Annotated in this window: 12 protein-coding genes; 4 read left to right on the plus strand and 8 right to left on the minus strand. The window is 36.6% G+C overall.

Annotated features, from left to right (window positions below):
• Nucleotides 1-202: 202 nt before the first annotated feature.
• From RAH34_RS19325 to alaS, 6 genes are all read right to left on the minus strand, one after another.
• Nucleotides 203-1,672 (minus strand): M20/M25/M40 family metallo-hydrolase, encoded by a 1,470-nt coding sequence (locus RAH34_RS19325; RefSeq protein ID WP_306597202.1) that lies wholly within the window; start codon nucleotides 1,670-1,672, stop codon nucleotides 203-205.
• 8 nt (nucleotides 1,673-1,680) lie between these two features.
• A complete protein-coding gene (locus RAH34_RS19330) occupies nucleotides 1,681-1,917 on the minus strand; it encodes a hypothetical protein (RefSeq protein WP_034697514.1) in 237 nt (78 codons plus the stop codon).
• A gap of 75 nt (nucleotides 1,918-1,992) precedes the next feature.
• Nucleotides 1,993-4,320, minus strand: a complete 2,328-nt coding sequence (locus tag RAH34_RS19335) for a hypothetical protein (protein WP_306597203.1) — start codon at nucleotides 4,318-4,320, stop codon at nucleotides 1,993-1,995.
• Between the two features lie 306 nt (nucleotides 4,321-4,626).
• Nucleotides 4,627-6,441 carry a cytochrome-c peroxidase gene (locus tag RAH34_RS19340; protein ID WP_306597204.1) on the minus strand — a complete coding sequence of 605 codons (1,815 nt, stop codon included), beginning with the start codon at nucleotides 6,439-6,441 and terminating at the stop codon, nucleotides 4,627-4,629.
• Between the two features lie 65 nt (nucleotides 6,442-6,506).
• Complete coding sequence (locus tag RAH34_RS19345; protein ID WP_306597205.1) at nucleotides 6,507-7,985, minus strand: alkaline phosphatase PhoX; 1,479 nt, start codon at nucleotides 7,983-7,985, stop codon at nucleotides 6,507-6,509.
• 1,763 nt (nucleotides 7,986-9,748) lie between these two features.
• The gene (alaS, locus tag RAH34_RS19350) at nucleotides 9,749-12,352 is read right to left on the minus strand and encodes an alanine--tRNA ligase (RefSeq protein ID WP_306597206.1); all 2,604 of its coding nucleotides are present in this window, start codon (nucleotides 12,350-12,352) and stop codon (nucleotides 9,749-9,751) included.
• A 271-nt stretch (nucleotides 12,353-12,623) separates the two neighbouring features.
• Here alaS and RAH34_RS19355 point away from each other — a divergent pair, with 271 nt between their 5' ends.
• The 4 genes from RAH34_RS19355 (at nucleotide 12,624) to msrB (ending at nucleotide 15,092) form a co-directional block, all read left to right on the plus strand.
• Nucleotides 12,624-13,178: a sigma-70 family RNA polymerase sigma factor gene (locus tag RAH34_RS19355; protein WP_306597207.1), complete on the plus strand. Its 555-nt coding sequence runs from the start codon at nucleotides 12,624-12,626 to the stop codon at nucleotides 13,176-13,178.
• Between the two features lie 5 nt (nucleotides 13,179-13,183).
• Complete coding sequence (locus RAH34_RS19360; RefSeq protein WP_306597208.1) at nucleotides 13,184-13,453, plus strand: hypothetical protein; 270 nt, start codon at nucleotides 13,184-13,186, stop codon at nucleotides 13,451-13,453.
• Nucleotides 13,454-13,533: 80 nt separating this feature from the next.
• Nucleotides 13,534-13,977 carry a DUF417 family protein gene (locus tag RAH34_RS19365; RefSeq protein WP_114821198.1) on the plus strand — a complete coding sequence of 148 codons (444 nt, stop codon included), beginning with the start codon at nucleotides 13,534-13,536 and terminating at the stop codon, nucleotides 13,975-13,977.
• A 17-nt stretch (nucleotides 13,978-13,994) separates the two neighbouring features.
• Nucleotides 13,995-15,092, plus strand: coding sequence for a peptide-methionine (R)-S-oxide reductase MsrB (gene msrB, locus RAH34_RS19370; protein WP_306597209.1), 1,098 nt, complete (start codon nucleotides 13,995-13,997; stop codon nucleotides 15,090-15,092).
• Between the two features lie 169 nt (nucleotides 15,093-15,261).
• Here msrB and RAH34_RS19375 read toward each other — a convergent pair whose 3' ends face one another.
• Both RAH34_RS19375 and RAH34_RS19380 read right to left on the minus strand, forming a co-directional pair.
• Nucleotides 15,262-16,107, minus strand: a complete 846-nt coding sequence (locus RAH34_RS19375) for an ABC transporter permease (protein WP_306597210.1) — start codon at nucleotides 16,105-16,107, stop codon at nucleotides 15,262-15,264.
• A gap of 2 nt (nucleotides 16,108-16,109) precedes the next feature.
• Nucleotides 16,110-17,012, minus strand: coding sequence for an ABC transporter ATP-binding protein (locus RAH34_RS19380; protein ID WP_306597211.1), 903 nt, complete (start codon nucleotides 17,010-17,012; stop codon nucleotides 16,110-16,112).
• Between the last annotated feature and the right edge of the window lie 83 nt (nucleotides 17,013-17,095).

Here is a 17,095-nt window from a genome sequence, read left to right on the forward strand (position 1 = left end):
TTGATTCTTTTGTTTCAAGACAAAAGAAATATGATGAATTAAAATCTTTTTTTAAACCATTAAGATTGATTAAGTTTTTAAGAAGAGTTAAGGAGAAATATTTTTCGATATTTATTAAGCAGACTGCTTCATTCAAATTAATTTGAATCTTAACTTTCCTTACTATCTAAATTTTTCTTAATGGTTTAATTCTTTTTATAGATTATCTTTCAAGCGAAAAATTAGAAATTACTTTCGGACGTTCAGCTTCATTAGCTACTTTCCAGGATGTTCTGTACATCCATTCAGTCATTTTATAGAGCTTTTTGTAATTGATATTTTCTGATTCATCCTGTGGAGTATGATACTGATCGTGTAATACACTTGTGAAGAATATGGCAGGAATTCCAATTTTAGCATAGGGAAGATGATCACTTCTGAAATAGAAATACTCAGCATGGCTTGGAGAATCCCAATCTTTCAGGTATTTGAATTTTGTACTTTCATTGTTGGCATCTTCGGCCATTTTTACAAGCTCTTCAGAATTTTTGTGAGGAGCATTTCCTCCTAATAGAGCAGCTTCATTATTGTCATTTCTTCCAATCATATCACCATTCAGAACGACTACAATTTTCTCTTTCGGAACAACAGGATGTGCTGCATGCCATCTTGAACCCAGCAATCCTCTTTCTTCAGCACCATGGAAAACAAACAGGATACTTCTTTTTCCCGGCTGTTTTTTATAAGCTCTGGCCATTGCTAACATGGCAACACAAGTACTGGCATTATCATCAGCACCATTGTAGATGGTATCGTTTTTTACAGGATGTCTGATCCCGTCATGATCCTGATGTCCGCTCAGCAAAACATATTCATTCTTAAGAACAGGATCTGTACCTTCTATTTTTCCGATAATATTAACTGATGGATATTTATAAGTTTCAGTGATCAGGTTCAGAGAAGCTTTAGGATTATTTTTTACCCAGCCAGCATTTTCTCTTTTGATCCACAGAACAGGAATATTATTCGTGACTTTCTCTCTTAATCCTTCCACTCCGTAGCTTCCTCTTGTCATTTGAGGCAGTACTTCTACCCAGCTTTGTTCAGAAATATCATCGGTGATGAAAATAATAGCTTTTGCTCCCAGCTGGAAAGCTTTATCGTAATATTTATTTCTTACAAATCCGGGATATCTTCTTACAAAAAGGGTCATATCTTTTGAAATGTTCTTGTCAGAAGCGTTTACAGCAAGAACTTTTCCTTTGATATTCAGTTTCGCAAGCTCTTCAGGCTCTGCGTTTCCGGCATACACTATGTCAGCATCTAATGAAGCGTTTACAGGTTCAGCGACAAGGAAATCTTTCCATAATTTCAAACTGGTATCTCCGATTTTCAGGCTGCTTTGTGGAATCACCTGATGTCTGTACATATCAAAAAACTGGAAAAAAGTTCCGTTATCTCCGGCGGGTTTCATTCCTGCGTCTTTGGCTTTGTCGGCCAACCACATAGAAACTTTCAGTTCATCCAGAGTTCCGGCTTCACGTCCCCAGAACTGGTTTGCAGCCAGCTGATACATATCGGTACGAAGGTCAGTTTCTTTGATGGCAGAAACCAGAGGTTTCTTATAATTCTGAGCATTTCCAAAGGCAAATAAAAAGAGCCCAAGGAGAGAGAAAATATAATTTCTATTCATAAGAACGCTTAATTGAAGTTAGCCAATTTCTCTGAAAACTGTTTTGAAAACTCTTTTCTGTCTTCTTCCAGTTTTTCCTGTGTAGAAGGTAAAATATAATTAAAAAGGATTTTGTCTTCATTGTCTAAAAAGATAATTTCCTTTTCATTTCCATCAATCATCTGTGAGAAAATCTCCCACATCGGAGTGTCTTTTAATTTTAATAATTCAAAAAACTGTTCTGCTTTGATTTCGATTTTCTGCATGTTCTTTTTTATATAGTATCGTTGAATATTTCTGAATTCTGATTCAAAAATAAAGATTTTGTATGGTAAAGTATATTAAAACTCGAGAAACTTCAGCTTAAACTGGATAGCGAAGTTTTCCTTGAAATGAGGTGTTGCATAATAACCCACTCTGTAAAATACACCAAGGTTGAAATAGCTGGACAGAAAATTGTTCCATTCTACACCGACTTCCTGATACAGGTGATCCAGTTTTCTGAATTTAAACTGGTGGTATTCCGGATGTTTCATATCTCCTATAGTTCCTCTTAAGACAAAATCAAAGCTGGAAATATTGTGTCCGAAACTTTTCAGATACCACGGAAGTTTATGCGTAAAGTAATAGGCAACGAATCTGTCATTATAGTATTTTCCTCCTTCCAGTGTTGCAAACCCAAGATAAGAAGTAAGGTTAAAATTAAAATCTTTGCCCGGAGACGCAAGTCCGTTCATCGTAAAATTTTTCCAGATAGGCGCTCCACCCAGAACCAGACCTCCATATAATCTGAAACCTGTAGTCCCGATCGGTGTTTTAAAATTATGAACAAATAAGGCATCAAAACGGGAATAATTAAAGTCTCCCTGCAGTATTTTGTAACTCTGTTCATAATTAAAATAGAGTTCAGGATATTTCTGATCAATCAGAGATTTTCCCTGCGGAGTCATAATATTGGTAGAATTCGGGGAATATTTTAAGGTGAAAAGAGTATTAAAATTCCGGTACGAAGTTCCTCTGTCTCTGAACTGATAATCGAATTCAGCCTCTTCCGTGTTTCTTCTTGCAGCAAGGGCCAGGGTAAGTCCGTTGGTAACATCGTTCAGATAAGATAATGACATTCCTTTAAAATGAAAATACCGGTCATTATTCAGATTATTCCCGAAGTTCATCATTCTCATCTTGAAATTCCAAAGTTTTCGGTTGAATTCTCCGGAGGCTGTTACATCATCATACACCTCAAATCTGAAAAATGAGTTTTTCTCCAGGGTGGTTTTCATGTCAAGACCCATTCCATACTTCCATTTTCTGTCCTTCATACCATATGCAAAATAGTAGTCTGGTGAAAAATAAGGGTTGAAATTTTCATTCAGCTTGGCTTTTAAACCTAATCTGAAACCTTCGTATGAGTTATAATTTACAATTTCATCTACGGCAAAGTCTACAGAACCGACTCTGATCTGTCCGTTCAGTAAACCTGATAAAATCTGTGCTTTGCTGTCGATTTTATATTTTTTACCTAAACTGTCGATGGTTTTATAGGTATTTTGTTCCCTTTCGGTAAGAGGATCGGTTCTGTATCGGTCCAGAGAATGCCCGTCAATATTCTTTACAGAGAAAGTATAGCCTTTGAAATCTTTTGGATTCTCTTCAATAGGAGCCTCGAAATCAAAATATTTTGAGGTAAGAAAAGCGTAGGTTCCAAAGCTTTTTTTGTCTTTCTTATCATCAGCATGCACTTTGTCATCCATAGCCATTTTACCCATTTTAAGCTTGGCCTTTTCGTGGGCAAGAAACCATTTGTTATTATAAAACACCCAGGTACTGGTGATAATTCCGTCGTTTTTGTTTTTACTGAAATTTTCAATCTTTTTGAGTCCGTACGTTTCGGTATCTATATAAATAGCACCGTTGTACTTTCGTTTTCTGTCCGGTTTTTTGTAATTCACCTCACGAAAACGGATCACAAAGTTTTTTCTCCCATCCAGAGTAACAGTATCTGAAAGGAAGAATCTGTACAATCCTCTGTTTTCCGGTTTTATCTGTTCCGGAACCACATCCCTGTTACTTTGCTGAAGAGCGATCATTTCATAGATAGGCTGCTTCAGACCAGAGATTCTGTTGTCCAGAATATTGATCTTTTCCCCATACTTTTTGGAGTATAAAAACTCCTGGGCTCTTTCCCAAAGGAAAAGCTTACTTTTTGAAAATATCTTTCTTGCAGTGATGTTATTCAGCGAGTCTTTTTCTCTTTTTTTCTTGAAAATATTGAGATCATTAAAATACTGATTAAACTGGGACAGGCTGTCTTCATCAATATCCAGAGAAATTTTTTCGTAGGATTTGTAGGAATAAGATCCTAAGCTTTTGGGTGAGTTTTCGTTAAATAGTTTATTGACTTTCTTAAGAATTTCCAACGCTCTGGGATCACTTTTATCTTCAATAACTACGGCTTCAATATTGGTGGTCTTTGATGTTTTTTTAAGCAGGGAGACCTCCATGCTGCTTTCCACGGTGATCGTTTCTTTCTGATAAGAATCAGCGTCAATATCAATGTTTTTACATCCTGTTTTAAATTCCAGAATACCTTGTTCATTGGTGTATCCAATAACGGTATTGTCACAGGATACCTTTGCTTTAGAGACAGGTTTTTGACTGGCGTCATCCACAACCTTAATTTTTGTTTGTGAATACCCCAAAAAGCAGATCATAAAAAATAATAACAGTAAACCCCTTTTCATGTAAAAAAACTACGTCAAAAATAATGATATTTATTCTTGTATAAAAGTTTTTAACAGAGTATAACATTGATTTAATCTAATGTTTTCATGGACTTTGCAAGGACAAGACCAAATGAAAAAATGATCAGATAGTCTTTCTGTATTTTAATGGATTTTTCAAATAAAAAAACTCCCTAGCAGTTAAGATTCAGGAGTTTTAATTGTTTTTCGTTGTTTTGTGTTTTAGAATCGTATTTATTGATCATTGAGCGCTTTCATGAATTCAATGATATCATCTACTTCTTTATCAGTAAGTTGTATTGGAACATCAGAAAGCGTCTGGTTTTCTACTTTAAATCCAAAAGCTTTTCCGCCCCCTTTGTTGTAAAAATTCATCACTTTTTTCAATGTTTTATACCCTCCGTTGTGCATATAAGGAGCTGTTTTGCTAATATTTCTAAGTGTGGGTGTTTTAAAGGAATGCTGCAGGGAAGGAACTGTTTCATGGAATTTTCCCCGTCCCGGATCCGTGTCAAATGCTTTATTTTCTCCGTTCATTGCTGCTCCCAGGACTTCCTGTTCAGTTTTTTTGAAATTCGGAGGAACGGTACCATTGAATAAAGGAAGAAAATGACAGATGGCACACTGAGCTTTTCCAACAAAAAGATTAAATCCTTGCTTTTGATTTTCTGTCATTGCTGATGTATTCCCTCTCATATATTCATCAAAAGCTGAATTGAATTTTGCCAGCGAACGGATATAGCTTGCCAGTACATTCTGCAGCTGCCAAACCTCTGTTTTTTGAGAGTGATAAATCTTTTTGAATGCTGCCTGATAGTTTTTATCCTGATTGATTTTGGCAAGAATGACATTCAGATCACCGTGCATTTCTTCTTTATTGGAGATCACATCCGAGCTCTGTCCTTCCAGGTCATCCTTTCTCATATCCCAAAACTGGCCATGCTGATAGCCTGCATAGTTGAGTGAAGGTGTATTTCTCGACAGTTCCGAATTTTCAAGGGATATGGCTTTGGCAAGACCGTCTGTAAATGCTTTCTCTGGAATATGACATGTTGCACAGCTACGGTTATTGCTGTTGGATAAAATTTTATCATTAAAAAGCTGATGTCCGAGAGCCGCCTTTTCTTCCGAATAGGAATATTCTTTTCCAGGAGTGAAAGCATTAGGATTAAAAGCATTTTTAGAAAAAAAAGTAGCTGCATTTTTGTTTAAAGCAGTAGTTACTTCAACATCCGGAATCTTCTCCTGATTTTTAAAATCAAGCATCAAAGCGGTGATTTTGTTCAAATGATCCGGAATGAAATTGACGTAATCGAATGTGTTTTTGTCTGTATTTTTCTTCAGTACGCTAATAGTTGAACCGATCTCTGCCACGATACTTTTTAAGGCTTTATTTTTCGAACGATCAGTGGAAATCTGTTCCAAAGTTTCTTTTATTCCTTGAAGAGAAGAGGGCATTTCCTGTAAAAATGTTCCCGAAACAGGAGTGTCAAAACCTGAAATTCCCAAGCTGGAAATTCTGAAAGCTTCCTGTCTTAAGGCATCAAAAACCTGATCTTTACTGATCGTAATGACCTGAAAGTTGGTTTCTATAGTATTGCTTTTATTGATAAGCTTATTGAGCATCCTGATCACTTCCTCTTTATTTCCTTTATCATATGGATAGAACATTTCTTCCAACACCTGAAGCCCTTCGGGTTCTATTTCCGTATGTTCGTCCATTTCTATTTCAGGAAGGGCAGGACCATTGATAAACCTTGCGGAGTGGGGAAGGAAGTATTCTACAGCCCATTCCATTGTTTTGTAGGTTTTTCGGATATCCTGAAATTTTTCCTGAAGGAGCTTTTCATCAGCATTTTTAGAAACCAGGTTTTTCAGTTCGTTAATTTGCTTTTCGAAATCAGCATTGGTTTTGATAATCCTGTTTTTTACAGAACCAAGATCTTCATACACAGGCTGCTGCTTATCATTTTTACAGTAGTATAAAGTAAAAAGTGCTGCTGCACAGTACAGGAAAAGGAGTATTGGATATTTTGAAAGCTTGTTCATAGGTATGAAAAAGTATCAACAGAAATATTCTATTGATACTTTGATTTGATATGAAGGAATTAAAACTATTTTTCTACGTTTCTGATGATTACAATCTGTCCACCTTCTTTGTTGGTGTTGATTCCTGAACCGTCAGGATTTTTGAATTTATCCAGCTGCCATGTATGAGAATGGATATTCACTGAGAAGGTATTCGGAATTCCGATAATGTCTGAAATATCAACCATTGCCCCGAATTCCCATGAACCGAATTTCTGAAGGTCTCCGGATTGGTTGTAAGCAGTCTGCCATGCAGAGTCACCTCTGTTGTGTCTCATGTTCAGCCATGGCTTGTATTGTTTTGTAGCAATATTCAGCTGCCAGATATAAGAATCGTGGTTGGCGTTTTTGTAATAAGAATCTCCGTCTTCCTGGATGTATACAAAGTTTTCAGTTACACATAAGTTATCAGGGTTGATAAGGTTATTTCCTGGGTTAGAATCTCCTTCAGCCACCACTTCCAGTTTCCCTGTCAACATATTATTGGCGTTCAGAACAAGTTTGTAAACTCTTCCCCACATCGTTAATCCTGCTTTTGGGTTCACACCATCAGAAGATTCACCTGTAGCGGTAAAGTAGATTTCTCTTCCTTTTCCTGCTCCTTTTCTGTAATCTACATCTTCCACTCTTGAAAAACGAATGGCGTTATTATCGATGTTTTTTTGGTTGATCTGAGCTCCGGTAAGGTTTTTAGCGTTCGGAATTTCCACGAATTCTACATCATAGCTGCTTCCTTTCGTCATATCTGTTTCCGTATAGTTGCTGTTGGTTCTTTTTAAAGAATACAACTTACCGTTATCAAGATCTCCCTGAGTATTGGCAACATACATGATCAATTGTCCTGCGGACTGATGAGAAGAAGAATAAGACTGGTCTTCACCAATGATGATATAAGTTTTTCCGTTAGAAACATCTTTAGGAAGCGGAACTGCATTTTCCATGGAAGCCTTTCCTAAAGCTGGTTTTACCCTTGTTTTATCTGATGCCTGAGAGGCTGGTGCCAAAGGATTCAAAGCGTGAACCATACTTTCTTCACCTGATTCCCCAGCAGTAAGAAATGCGCTGAAACCATGAATTTCAGGAGTGGCCAATGTAGCGGAGCATAATCTTGTCATTCCTCCGGTTCCATTTAAGATATATTCTCCTTTTACAGGCTTAAATGTTTTGTCTAAATACACTCTTGATACCGATTGTTTGATTTCATGATTGGTGATCATCAGATAGCCATCCGAGTTAGGATCTTTCATAAGACCCATTCCGTCTGGCTGACCTCCGAAAACGAAATCTGGAGAACCTGGAAGAACATCAGAACTGGAAATAAGAGTAGTAATATTTAAATTTTCAAAACCTTGCATTCCATAAACGAAAACGGGTTCTTTAGAAAAATTTTCAAGTTTGATTTTATCATTGACAGGAGTGTCAGAGTTACTGTTGTTGTCATCGTTACAGCTTTGAAAAACAATAGCAGCAAGGAATAGAGCTCCAATAGTTTTGTTAATTTTCATAATTACATTTTTTGAATTTCGATTATGGCAAAACTAAAGGTCTAGTGTTAATTATGTTTTAAGAAGACAAAACAAATAGTTTAATATTAAGTAATGGTTTGTTAAGACAAGATCAATAATTAGAACGGATATAAATAAAAAAAGACTTTGATGAAAATGTTCTTAATAAGAATAATATATTATAACGCAGAGTACGCAAAGTTTCTATTCATCTACTTTTTTCGATCGCAAAGGCATTCCATTCAGCAAAAAAGGCAATCATTTCATAGCTGAGTGTAACGCTTTTGCGAACGAAAATATTGATGATAGCATGAGCGTTTCTTGCGATCCTTAGCGTTAAATAAAACATATATATCCGGCTTGTGTAATCTTTTCCTAAATTATTTTATTTTAATCTCCCACGGATTTCACGGATCACACAGATGTTTGCGGAAGAATCTGCGTAATTTGTTTGATCAGCGAGAGGTATAATATTATATCTGCTTGATAAAAATCAATGAAAGAATGTTATGTTATGTTATGTTATGTTATGTTATAACGCAGAGACGCTAAGGTTTCTATTCATCTACTTTTCTCGTTCGCAAAGGCATTCCATTCAACAAAAAACGCAATCATTTTATCGCTGAGTGTAACGCCTTAGCGAACGAAAATACTTAAGATAAAATAAATGTTCCTTTGCGATCCTTCGCGTTAAATAAAACATATATCCAGCTTGTATAACCGTCTAAATTTATTTTAATCTCCCGCTGATTTCACAGATTATGCAGATGTTTGCGGAAGAATCTGCGTAATCCGTTTGATCTGCGAGAAGTACCAATATTAGATCTGCTTTTTCGATCGCAAAGGCATTCCATTCAACAAAAAACGCAATCATTTCATGGCTGAGTGTAACGCCTTAGCGAACGAAAATACTTAAGATAAAATAATGTTTCTTAGCGATCCTTCGCGTTAAATAAAACATATATCCGGGCTTGTATAACCGTCTAAATTTATTTTAATCTCCCGCTGATTTCACAGATTACGCAGATGTTTGCGGAAGAATCTGCGTAATTCGTTTGATCAGCGAGAGGTATAATATTTCATCTGCTTGATAAAAATCAATGAAAGAATGTTATGTTATGTTATGTTATGTTATGTTATGTTATAACGCAGAGACGCTAAGGTTTCTATTCATCTACTTTTCTCGTTCGCAAAGGCATTCCATTCAGCAAAAGACGCAATCATTTCATAGCTGAGTGTAACGCCTTAGCGAACGAAAATACTTAAGATAAATAAATGTTCCTTTGCGATCCTTCGCGTTAAATAAAACATATATCCGGCTTATATAACCGTCTGAATTTATTATAATCTCCCGCTGATTTCACAGATTACGCAGATGCTTGTGGAAGAATCTGCGTAATCCGTTTGATCTGCGAGAAGTACCAATATTTAAGATAAAATAATGTTTCTTTGCGATCCTTCGCGTTAGATAAAACATATATCCGGCTTGTGTAACCTTTTCCTAAATTATTTTATTTTAATCTCCCACGGATTTCACGGATGACACAGATGTTTATGGGAAATTTGCTTTATCTGATGTATAATTATTACTCACGCTTAGTCAGAATCAATGAAATTGATTTTCTTCTTTGCTCCCTTCCATACGACGTGCTATACGAAAAACTTTGCGTTAAGAGTATGATAGGAGAGATAGGGTAAAAGCAACTCCGGCTGTCTCAATTTTGAGACAGCCGGAGTTAAAATTTATAATAGAGTTTTCTATTTTAGATACTCAATGCTTTTTGGTAAGCGTTTTCTATACCTTCAAGGTTTTTACCACCAGCTGTTGCAAAGCCAGGGTTTCCACCACCGCCACCTTGAATTTCTTTAGCAAGGTCTTTTACGATAGCTCCAGCCTGGTAATCTGCAGCAAGATCATCAGAAACTCCAACGGTAATCATTGGTTTTCCGTCTGCGTCAGAAAGAATAATCGTTACTGAAGTCGGGATTTCTCTTTTTAACTGGAATACGATGTCCTTTACAGAACCTGCATCCAGAGAAGTTTTCTTTACTAAAAGCTGTTTGTTGCCTTTCTGCTCATAAGCATTCTTCCATTCTCCGATTTCTCCTTTTGCCTTTTCCTTCTTAAGAGCGTCTACTTCAGCCTTCAATGAAGTGTTTTCTTCGATCAGTTTTTCGATCGATCTTACCACATCTTTAGACTTTAATAATTGAGAAAGTTCAATGATCTGTTTTTCAAGATTGTTGAAATATTCTTCGGATTTGTCTCCAGAAATCGCCTCAATTCTTCTGATTCCCGCCGCAGCAGAACCTTCAGAAGTGATCTTGAAATGACCAATTTCGCTGGTGTTTTTTACGTGAGTTCCTCCGCAAAGTTCTTTTGAACTTCCGAACTGGATCATTCTCACACTGTCACCATATTTTTCACCAAATAAAGCCATTGCTCCTTTCTCCAGAGCTTCCTGAATCGGAATATTTCTGAATTCCTGTAAAGCAATACTTTCCTTGATCTTTTTGTTTACTTTTTCTTCGATTAATGCCAGTTCTTCTTCCGTCATTTTGTTGAAGTGAGAGAAGTCGAAACGAAGATAATCAGGGCCTACATAAGAACCTTTCTGTTCTACGTGAGTTCCTAATACCTCTCTTAAAGCTTCGTGCAGAAGGTGAGTCACAGAGTGGTTGGCCTGGGAATTTTTTCTTTCAGAAGCATTTACTTTAGCATAGAAAACAGCACCTGCATCTTTCGGAAGTCCGTTGATTAATGAAATAATCAATCCGTTCTCTTTTTTGGTTTCCAGTACTTCGAAGCTTTCAACAGCATTCTCAAGAACACCTTTGTCTCCAACCTGTCCACCACCTTCAGGATAGAAAGGAGAACTGCTTAATACCACCTGGTAAAATTCTCCGTCTTTGTTTTCTACCTTTCTGTATCTTGTGATATAGGTTTCGGATTCAATCTGATCGTATCCTACAAAGTTTTCATCTCTTTCTTCCAGGGTAACCCAGTCATAAACTTTCTGAGCAGAATCAGCTTTTGAACGGAGCTTCTGTTTCTCCATTTCAGCTTTGAAACCAGCTTCATCAATCGTTAATCCTTTTTCTTCCGCGATAATTCTTGTTAAATCATCAGGGAAACCATAAGTATCATACAGTTCAAAAACTTCTTCACTTGGTAATACTTCCTGATTATTGGCAATAGTCTGCTGGATCAGTTTTTCTACTCTGATCAGACCGTTTTCAATTGTTTTTAAGAATGAATCTTCTTCACTTTTGATCACTTCAGCAACCAGTTTTCCTTGTTTTTCAAGTTCTGGAAAGAAAGCTCCCATTTGTTCCTGCAGAACAGCCACCAGTTTGTAAAGGAAAGGCTCTTTCATATCCAGGAATCTGTAAGAATAAGAAATTCCTCTTCTTAAAATTCTTCTGATCACATAACCGGCTCCTCCGTTGGATGGCAATTGTCCGTCTGCAATAGCAAAAGAAACTGCTCTGATGTGGTCTACCACAACACGGATGGCAATATCTTTTTCGTCTTCTAAAATTCCGGTATATTTTTTACCTGAAAGTTCCTCAACTTTAGCAATAAGCGGAGTGAAAACATCCGTATCATAGTTGGAAGACTTCCCTTGAAGTGCCATACAAAGACGCTCAAAGCCCATTCCTGTATCTACGTGCTGAGCAGGAAGTTTCTCTAAAGATTTATCTGCCTTTCTGTTGAATTCCATGAAAACCAGATTCCAGACTTCCACAACCTGCGGGTGGTCCTGATTCACAAGGGAAATTCCCGGAACTGCTGCTTTTTCTTCAGGAGTTCTCAGGTCAATATGGATTTCCGAACACGGTCCGCATGGTCCGCTTTCACCCATTTCCCAGAAGTTATCTTTTTTATTTCCGTTGATGATTCTGTCCTCTGAAATGTGAGATTTCCAGAAGTCATAAGCATCCTGGTCTCTGTCCAGATTTTCTGAAGCATCCCCTTCAAAAATCGTTACGTATAAATTTTCTTTTGGAATTCCGTATACTTCAGTCAGTAATTCCCAGGCAAAAGCAATAGCCTCTTTTTTGAAGTAATCCCCGAAAGACCAGTTTCCTAACATTTCAAACATGGTGTGGTGGTAAGTATCTCTACCTACATCATCCAGATCATTGTGCTTCCCTGAAACTCTAAGACACTTTTGAGTATCGGCAATTCTAGGGGCGGTAGGGGTTTTGTAGCCAAGGAAGAAATCCTTGAACTGCGTCATTCCGGAGTTGGAAAACATAAGGGTAGGGTCGTCTTTCAGCACAATAGGAGCTGAAGGAACGATCAAGTGCTCCTTACTTTTAAAATAATCTAAAAATTTTTGACGTATCTCTTGTGATGTCATAGTATTGCTTTTGCTTTTTTAAATATCAAATTTTTGATAAGATGCAAATTTAAGATTTTTAAGCGATTTGTAATAATTTTATGCTATGTTTTGAATGATAACGAGTTTGGCTAATGGAGGTGTGGTAAACCTTACAGGTTTTCAAAATCTGTAAGGTTTGAGATGGCAAGTTTGTAATGGCTGTAATCAATAATAATCGATCTCATTTTGCAATTTTCCATTTAACTTCCTACCTTCGTTGCGATCTGAAAAAAGACAAAAAATCCTTCCAATGACAAAAGATGAAGAACTGAAAAGCTGGATAGAACAATATTCAGGGCCGCTTTTGAAGCGCGCACTGTACGTACTATCAAATAAAGAAGATGCACAGGATGTTGTTCAGGAAGTTTTTCTTGCTGCTTACTCAGCTTATGATTCTTTTGAAGGGAAAAGCAATGCGCTTACATGGCTGATGGCTATTCTGAACAGGAAAGTTGCAGATTTTTACCGTAAAAAGTATAAATCTGAACCCAATATCCGACTTGATCATTTTTTTGATGAAACCGGATCATGGAAAAATAATGATGTTTTGAATGACTGGAATGTCTCCGGTGAAGGCGATGAACTTTTAGACAGTGCAGATTTTAATAAAACATTGGAAGAGTGTATTGAAGAATTGCCCTCCAGATGGAAGATTCTGCTTAAAATGTATTATATCGAAGAAAAAAAAGCACCGGAAGTCAGTCAGGAATTAGAAGTTTCTACGACTAATCTTTGGAAGATTTTGCAAAGAAGCCGTATGCAGCTCAGAGAATGTCTGGAGTTTAACTGGTTTTCAAAATCATAAGAGAAATGATAAGAAGAATACTACATAAATTATTTTTACCATGCAGTGAAGCTACTTTACTGATGGAAAAAAGGAATGCCCAATCCATTTCTTCCAGAGAAAACAGGATGTTGAGCATGCACCTGATGATCTGCAAATGGTGCAGGATGTACAATGAAAAGCTGGCTCTTCTGGATAAAGTTTTTAAAAAGAAGTTTTCTGAACAAAAAACTGAAATTAATGATTCTGAAATTCAGGACTTTAAAAACAAAATGATCGATAAATTAAATTTCTAGGAAAATTTCTGTCAGGATTTTAAAATAGCACCGACTATACTTTCGAAAACAATAAAGTATTCATTTAAAATCTTAAAAATATGGTCGGAACAGTACAGGAATCTAAAAATCAATTAACCCGGATCGGGTATTATATCTCGCTTTTCGGAGCAGCACTTATTTTACTGTGGATTGGTATCTTCAAATTCACTCCCACAGAAGCTGCTGCAATAAAACCCTTGGTAGAAAACCATTTCTTAACTTTTTTCGTATATAAAATTATAAGCGTCCAGGCAGTGTCAAATCTTATCGGAGTGATAGAAATTATCATTGCCTTACTCCTGATATTTAGTGCGAAATTTGCTGTATTGAAAAAGTATGCAGGGATAGGAATGATCGTAACTTTTCTGGTGACATTAAGCTATTTGTTTACAACACCGGGAATATGGAAAATAGTGGACGGAGTGCCTGTGACGGATTTCTTTATTTTAAAAGACCTTATGCTTTTAGGATTTGGATTCATGATCGTTCAAAATAATAAGTAATGAATAAAAAAGTAAAAATGAAAAATATATTAATCGTACTTGGAGTCATTCTTGGTATAGCAGTCTTTGCTGCGGGATCCGGGCTTTTCAAAAAAAATAAGCCTAATGTAGTGGAAATAAAAAAAGAAAATGAGAAAATTATGGATAACAAAAACGTTAGAGAGATTTATTTTGCAGGTGGATGTTTCTGGGGAACAGAACATTTTTTTCAACAAATTCGTGGTGTTGTAGGAACAGAAGTGGGTTATGCCAACGGAAATACTCAAAATCCTACTTATGAAGAGGTGGTAAGTCATACAACAGGTTTTGCAGAAACCGTAAAAGTAAAATATGATCCGGAACAGGTAGATCTGAAACTGTTGATTGATTTATATTTTAAAACCATTGATCCTACAAGCAAAGATCAGCAGGGAAATGACAGAGGAAACCAGTACAGAACAGGAATTTATTTTACCAATAAAATAGATGAAGCTGTGGTAAAAGATGAAGTTCAGAAACTGGCAAAAAACTATAGCAAGCCTTTATTAGTAGAAACTATTCCACTGAAAAATTTCTACAAAGCGGAAGATTATCATCAGGATTATCTTGATAAAAATCCGGGCGGTTACTGCCATATTGAACCGGGACTTTTTGAAATGGCGAAAAAAGCCAATCCACTTCCAAAACCAACGTATCAAAAGCAGGATAAAAAAGTTTTAAAAGAAAAACTGACCGCAGAACAATATAATGTTACACAGGAAAACGGAACAGAAAGACCTTTCCAGAATGAATACTGGAACGAAACCCGTGAAGGAATTTATGTAGATATTACCACAGGAGAACCGTTGTTTGTCTCTACAGATAAATTTGAATCCGGGTGTGGATGGCCAAGTTTCTCAAAACCGATTACCAAAGGTTTGATTGATGAAAAGCTGGATCGTTCCCATGGTATGGATAGAGTAGAAGTAAGAAGTAAAACCGGTGATGCCCATTTAGGTCACGTTTTCACAGACGGACCGCAGGATAAGGGAGGACTTCGTTACTGTATCAACAGTGCTTCTCTGAAATTTATTCCAAAAGCGGAAATGGAAAGTAAAGGATACGGAAAATATCTTCCGTTGTTAGATAAAAAGTAATGTGAAAGGAAGGCTGCCTAAAAAATGTCATTCTGAACGAAATGAAATGAAGTGAAGAATCTCACAGGTCTACTGATTAATGAGATTCTTCCTTCGTCAGAATGACAAAAGCCAAATTATTGTGCTATCTGGCAGCCTTTTTATTTTGAATTCATAGTATAATTAAAATCTACCAATCTCTTTTTCTCAGAATCCAGTACGAACCGAAGATGAAAATAGCACACCACACCAGACAGGCGATAAGACTTTCCGTAGGGTAGTGGAACTCATATTTTAAGCCCATCATTTTAGCCATATTTAATCTCATCATCGGGTTAGGAATCAGGCTGGACATACTTTCCAGTGGTAAAAGATGCGAGATAAAAAAGTCATTCTGAAGAACCTCATTTCTTTGTGGTCCCTGCATTCCTTTTACTTTTGAATACGTTTCAAGAGCGGTTAAAATTCCTTCGCCAATCCAGAAAACGAAAAGGGCAAGAAAAACAAAAACAGATTTTCTCAGTAAAATAGAAAGGAACATTAAGAAGCAAAAGAAGGTAAATAGCTTCACAAAATAATTTCCAATAAAGAAGATCTCAGCAAAAGCCTTGGTAGATTCCGTTGTATTCGAATATTGATATCCCAGAAACAAAGTAATTCCCAACACAATGGCTGTCGAAACAATAGTAAAAATGCTTATCGTCAATAATTTTGAAGTGATGAATTCCTTTCTGCTCAATCCATCAATCGTATTCTGTTTGAACATCCGGTTGCTGAACTCCTGAGAAATGGAGAAAACAATGATCAGTCCCAGGAAAATTTTCAGCAATGCAACAATCCATGTGGTGAAATTCCAGATTTCGGGGAAATTATAAATCCCTTGTTCTTTTAAGTTAATGGTTCCTCCAAAAACATCAAAGTCGACCAATCCAATGAAAAGTAAAGCAATAAGAATGGCGAAATAAAGTATCGTGAAAACTCTGAACGGTTGGTAGTTCAGGTTTTTGTAATATTCAAGTTTTAATAATTTGATCATGATTAATTAGTGTTTTTTACAAGTTCAAGGAATTGAGATTCAAGAGATAGCTTTTTCCTGGTCAAGTGGGACAGATAGATTCCTTTCTCTGCCAGTTTCTGATTCATCGCTGAAGCCGAAATGGAAGCATCATCGCGGATCTGGGCTTTGATAAGATCACCTTCCTGATGGATGGAAGAGAACCACTGAAGCTCATTAAGAGCATTTAACAGCAATGTATTATTATCTGCTTTCAATTCAAAATATCCATTGTTGGAGGTCATTTCATCCACTCTTCCGCAGTAAATGGAATTTCCTTCTTTTAATACAATCACATGGCTGCAGATTTTCTCAATTTCATCCAGAAGATGGCTTGCAATGATAATGGTGATTCCCTGTTTGGCAATATTGCTGATGATTTCTCTGATCTGAATGATTCCTTCAGGATCCAATCCGTTGGTAGGTTCATCTAAAATCATCACTTCAGGATTGTTGAGCATCGCTGACGCTATAGCAAGACGCTGTTTCATTCCCAAAGAAAAAGTTTTGAAAGTATCTTTTTTTCTTTCGTACAGATTAACAGTCTTCAGGACTTCGTCAATCCTTGAATAGGGTGCTTGCTTAATTTCAGCAACAATCTTGAGGTTGGTTTCTGCACTTAAATAAGGATAAAAGTTAGGCTGCTCGATAATCGCCCCGATCTTTTTCAAGGTGTCCGGATCCGTTCCTTTTTTGCCAAACCAGAACCAGTCTCCGCTGGTAGGATTGATCGTTGAAAGCAGCATTCCGAAAGTAGTGGATTTTCCACTTCCGTTCGGACCTAAAAGGCCATAAACATTTCCTCTTTCGACATCAAAAGAAATATTGTTCACCACAACTCTCTTGAATTTCTTCGTCAAATTTTTTACTGATAAAATCTTTTCCATGTAATTTGTTTTACATAGTAGTAGTCTATATAAATTAGAGAATGTTACAGAATTATCATAAATCAATATTAATTTATGGACAA

Source organism: Chryseobacterium sp. WLY505, assembly GCF_030846215.1.
Taxonomy (GTDB): domain Bacteria; phylum Bacteroidota; class Bacteroidia; order Flavobacteriales; family Weeksellaceae; genus Chryseobacterium.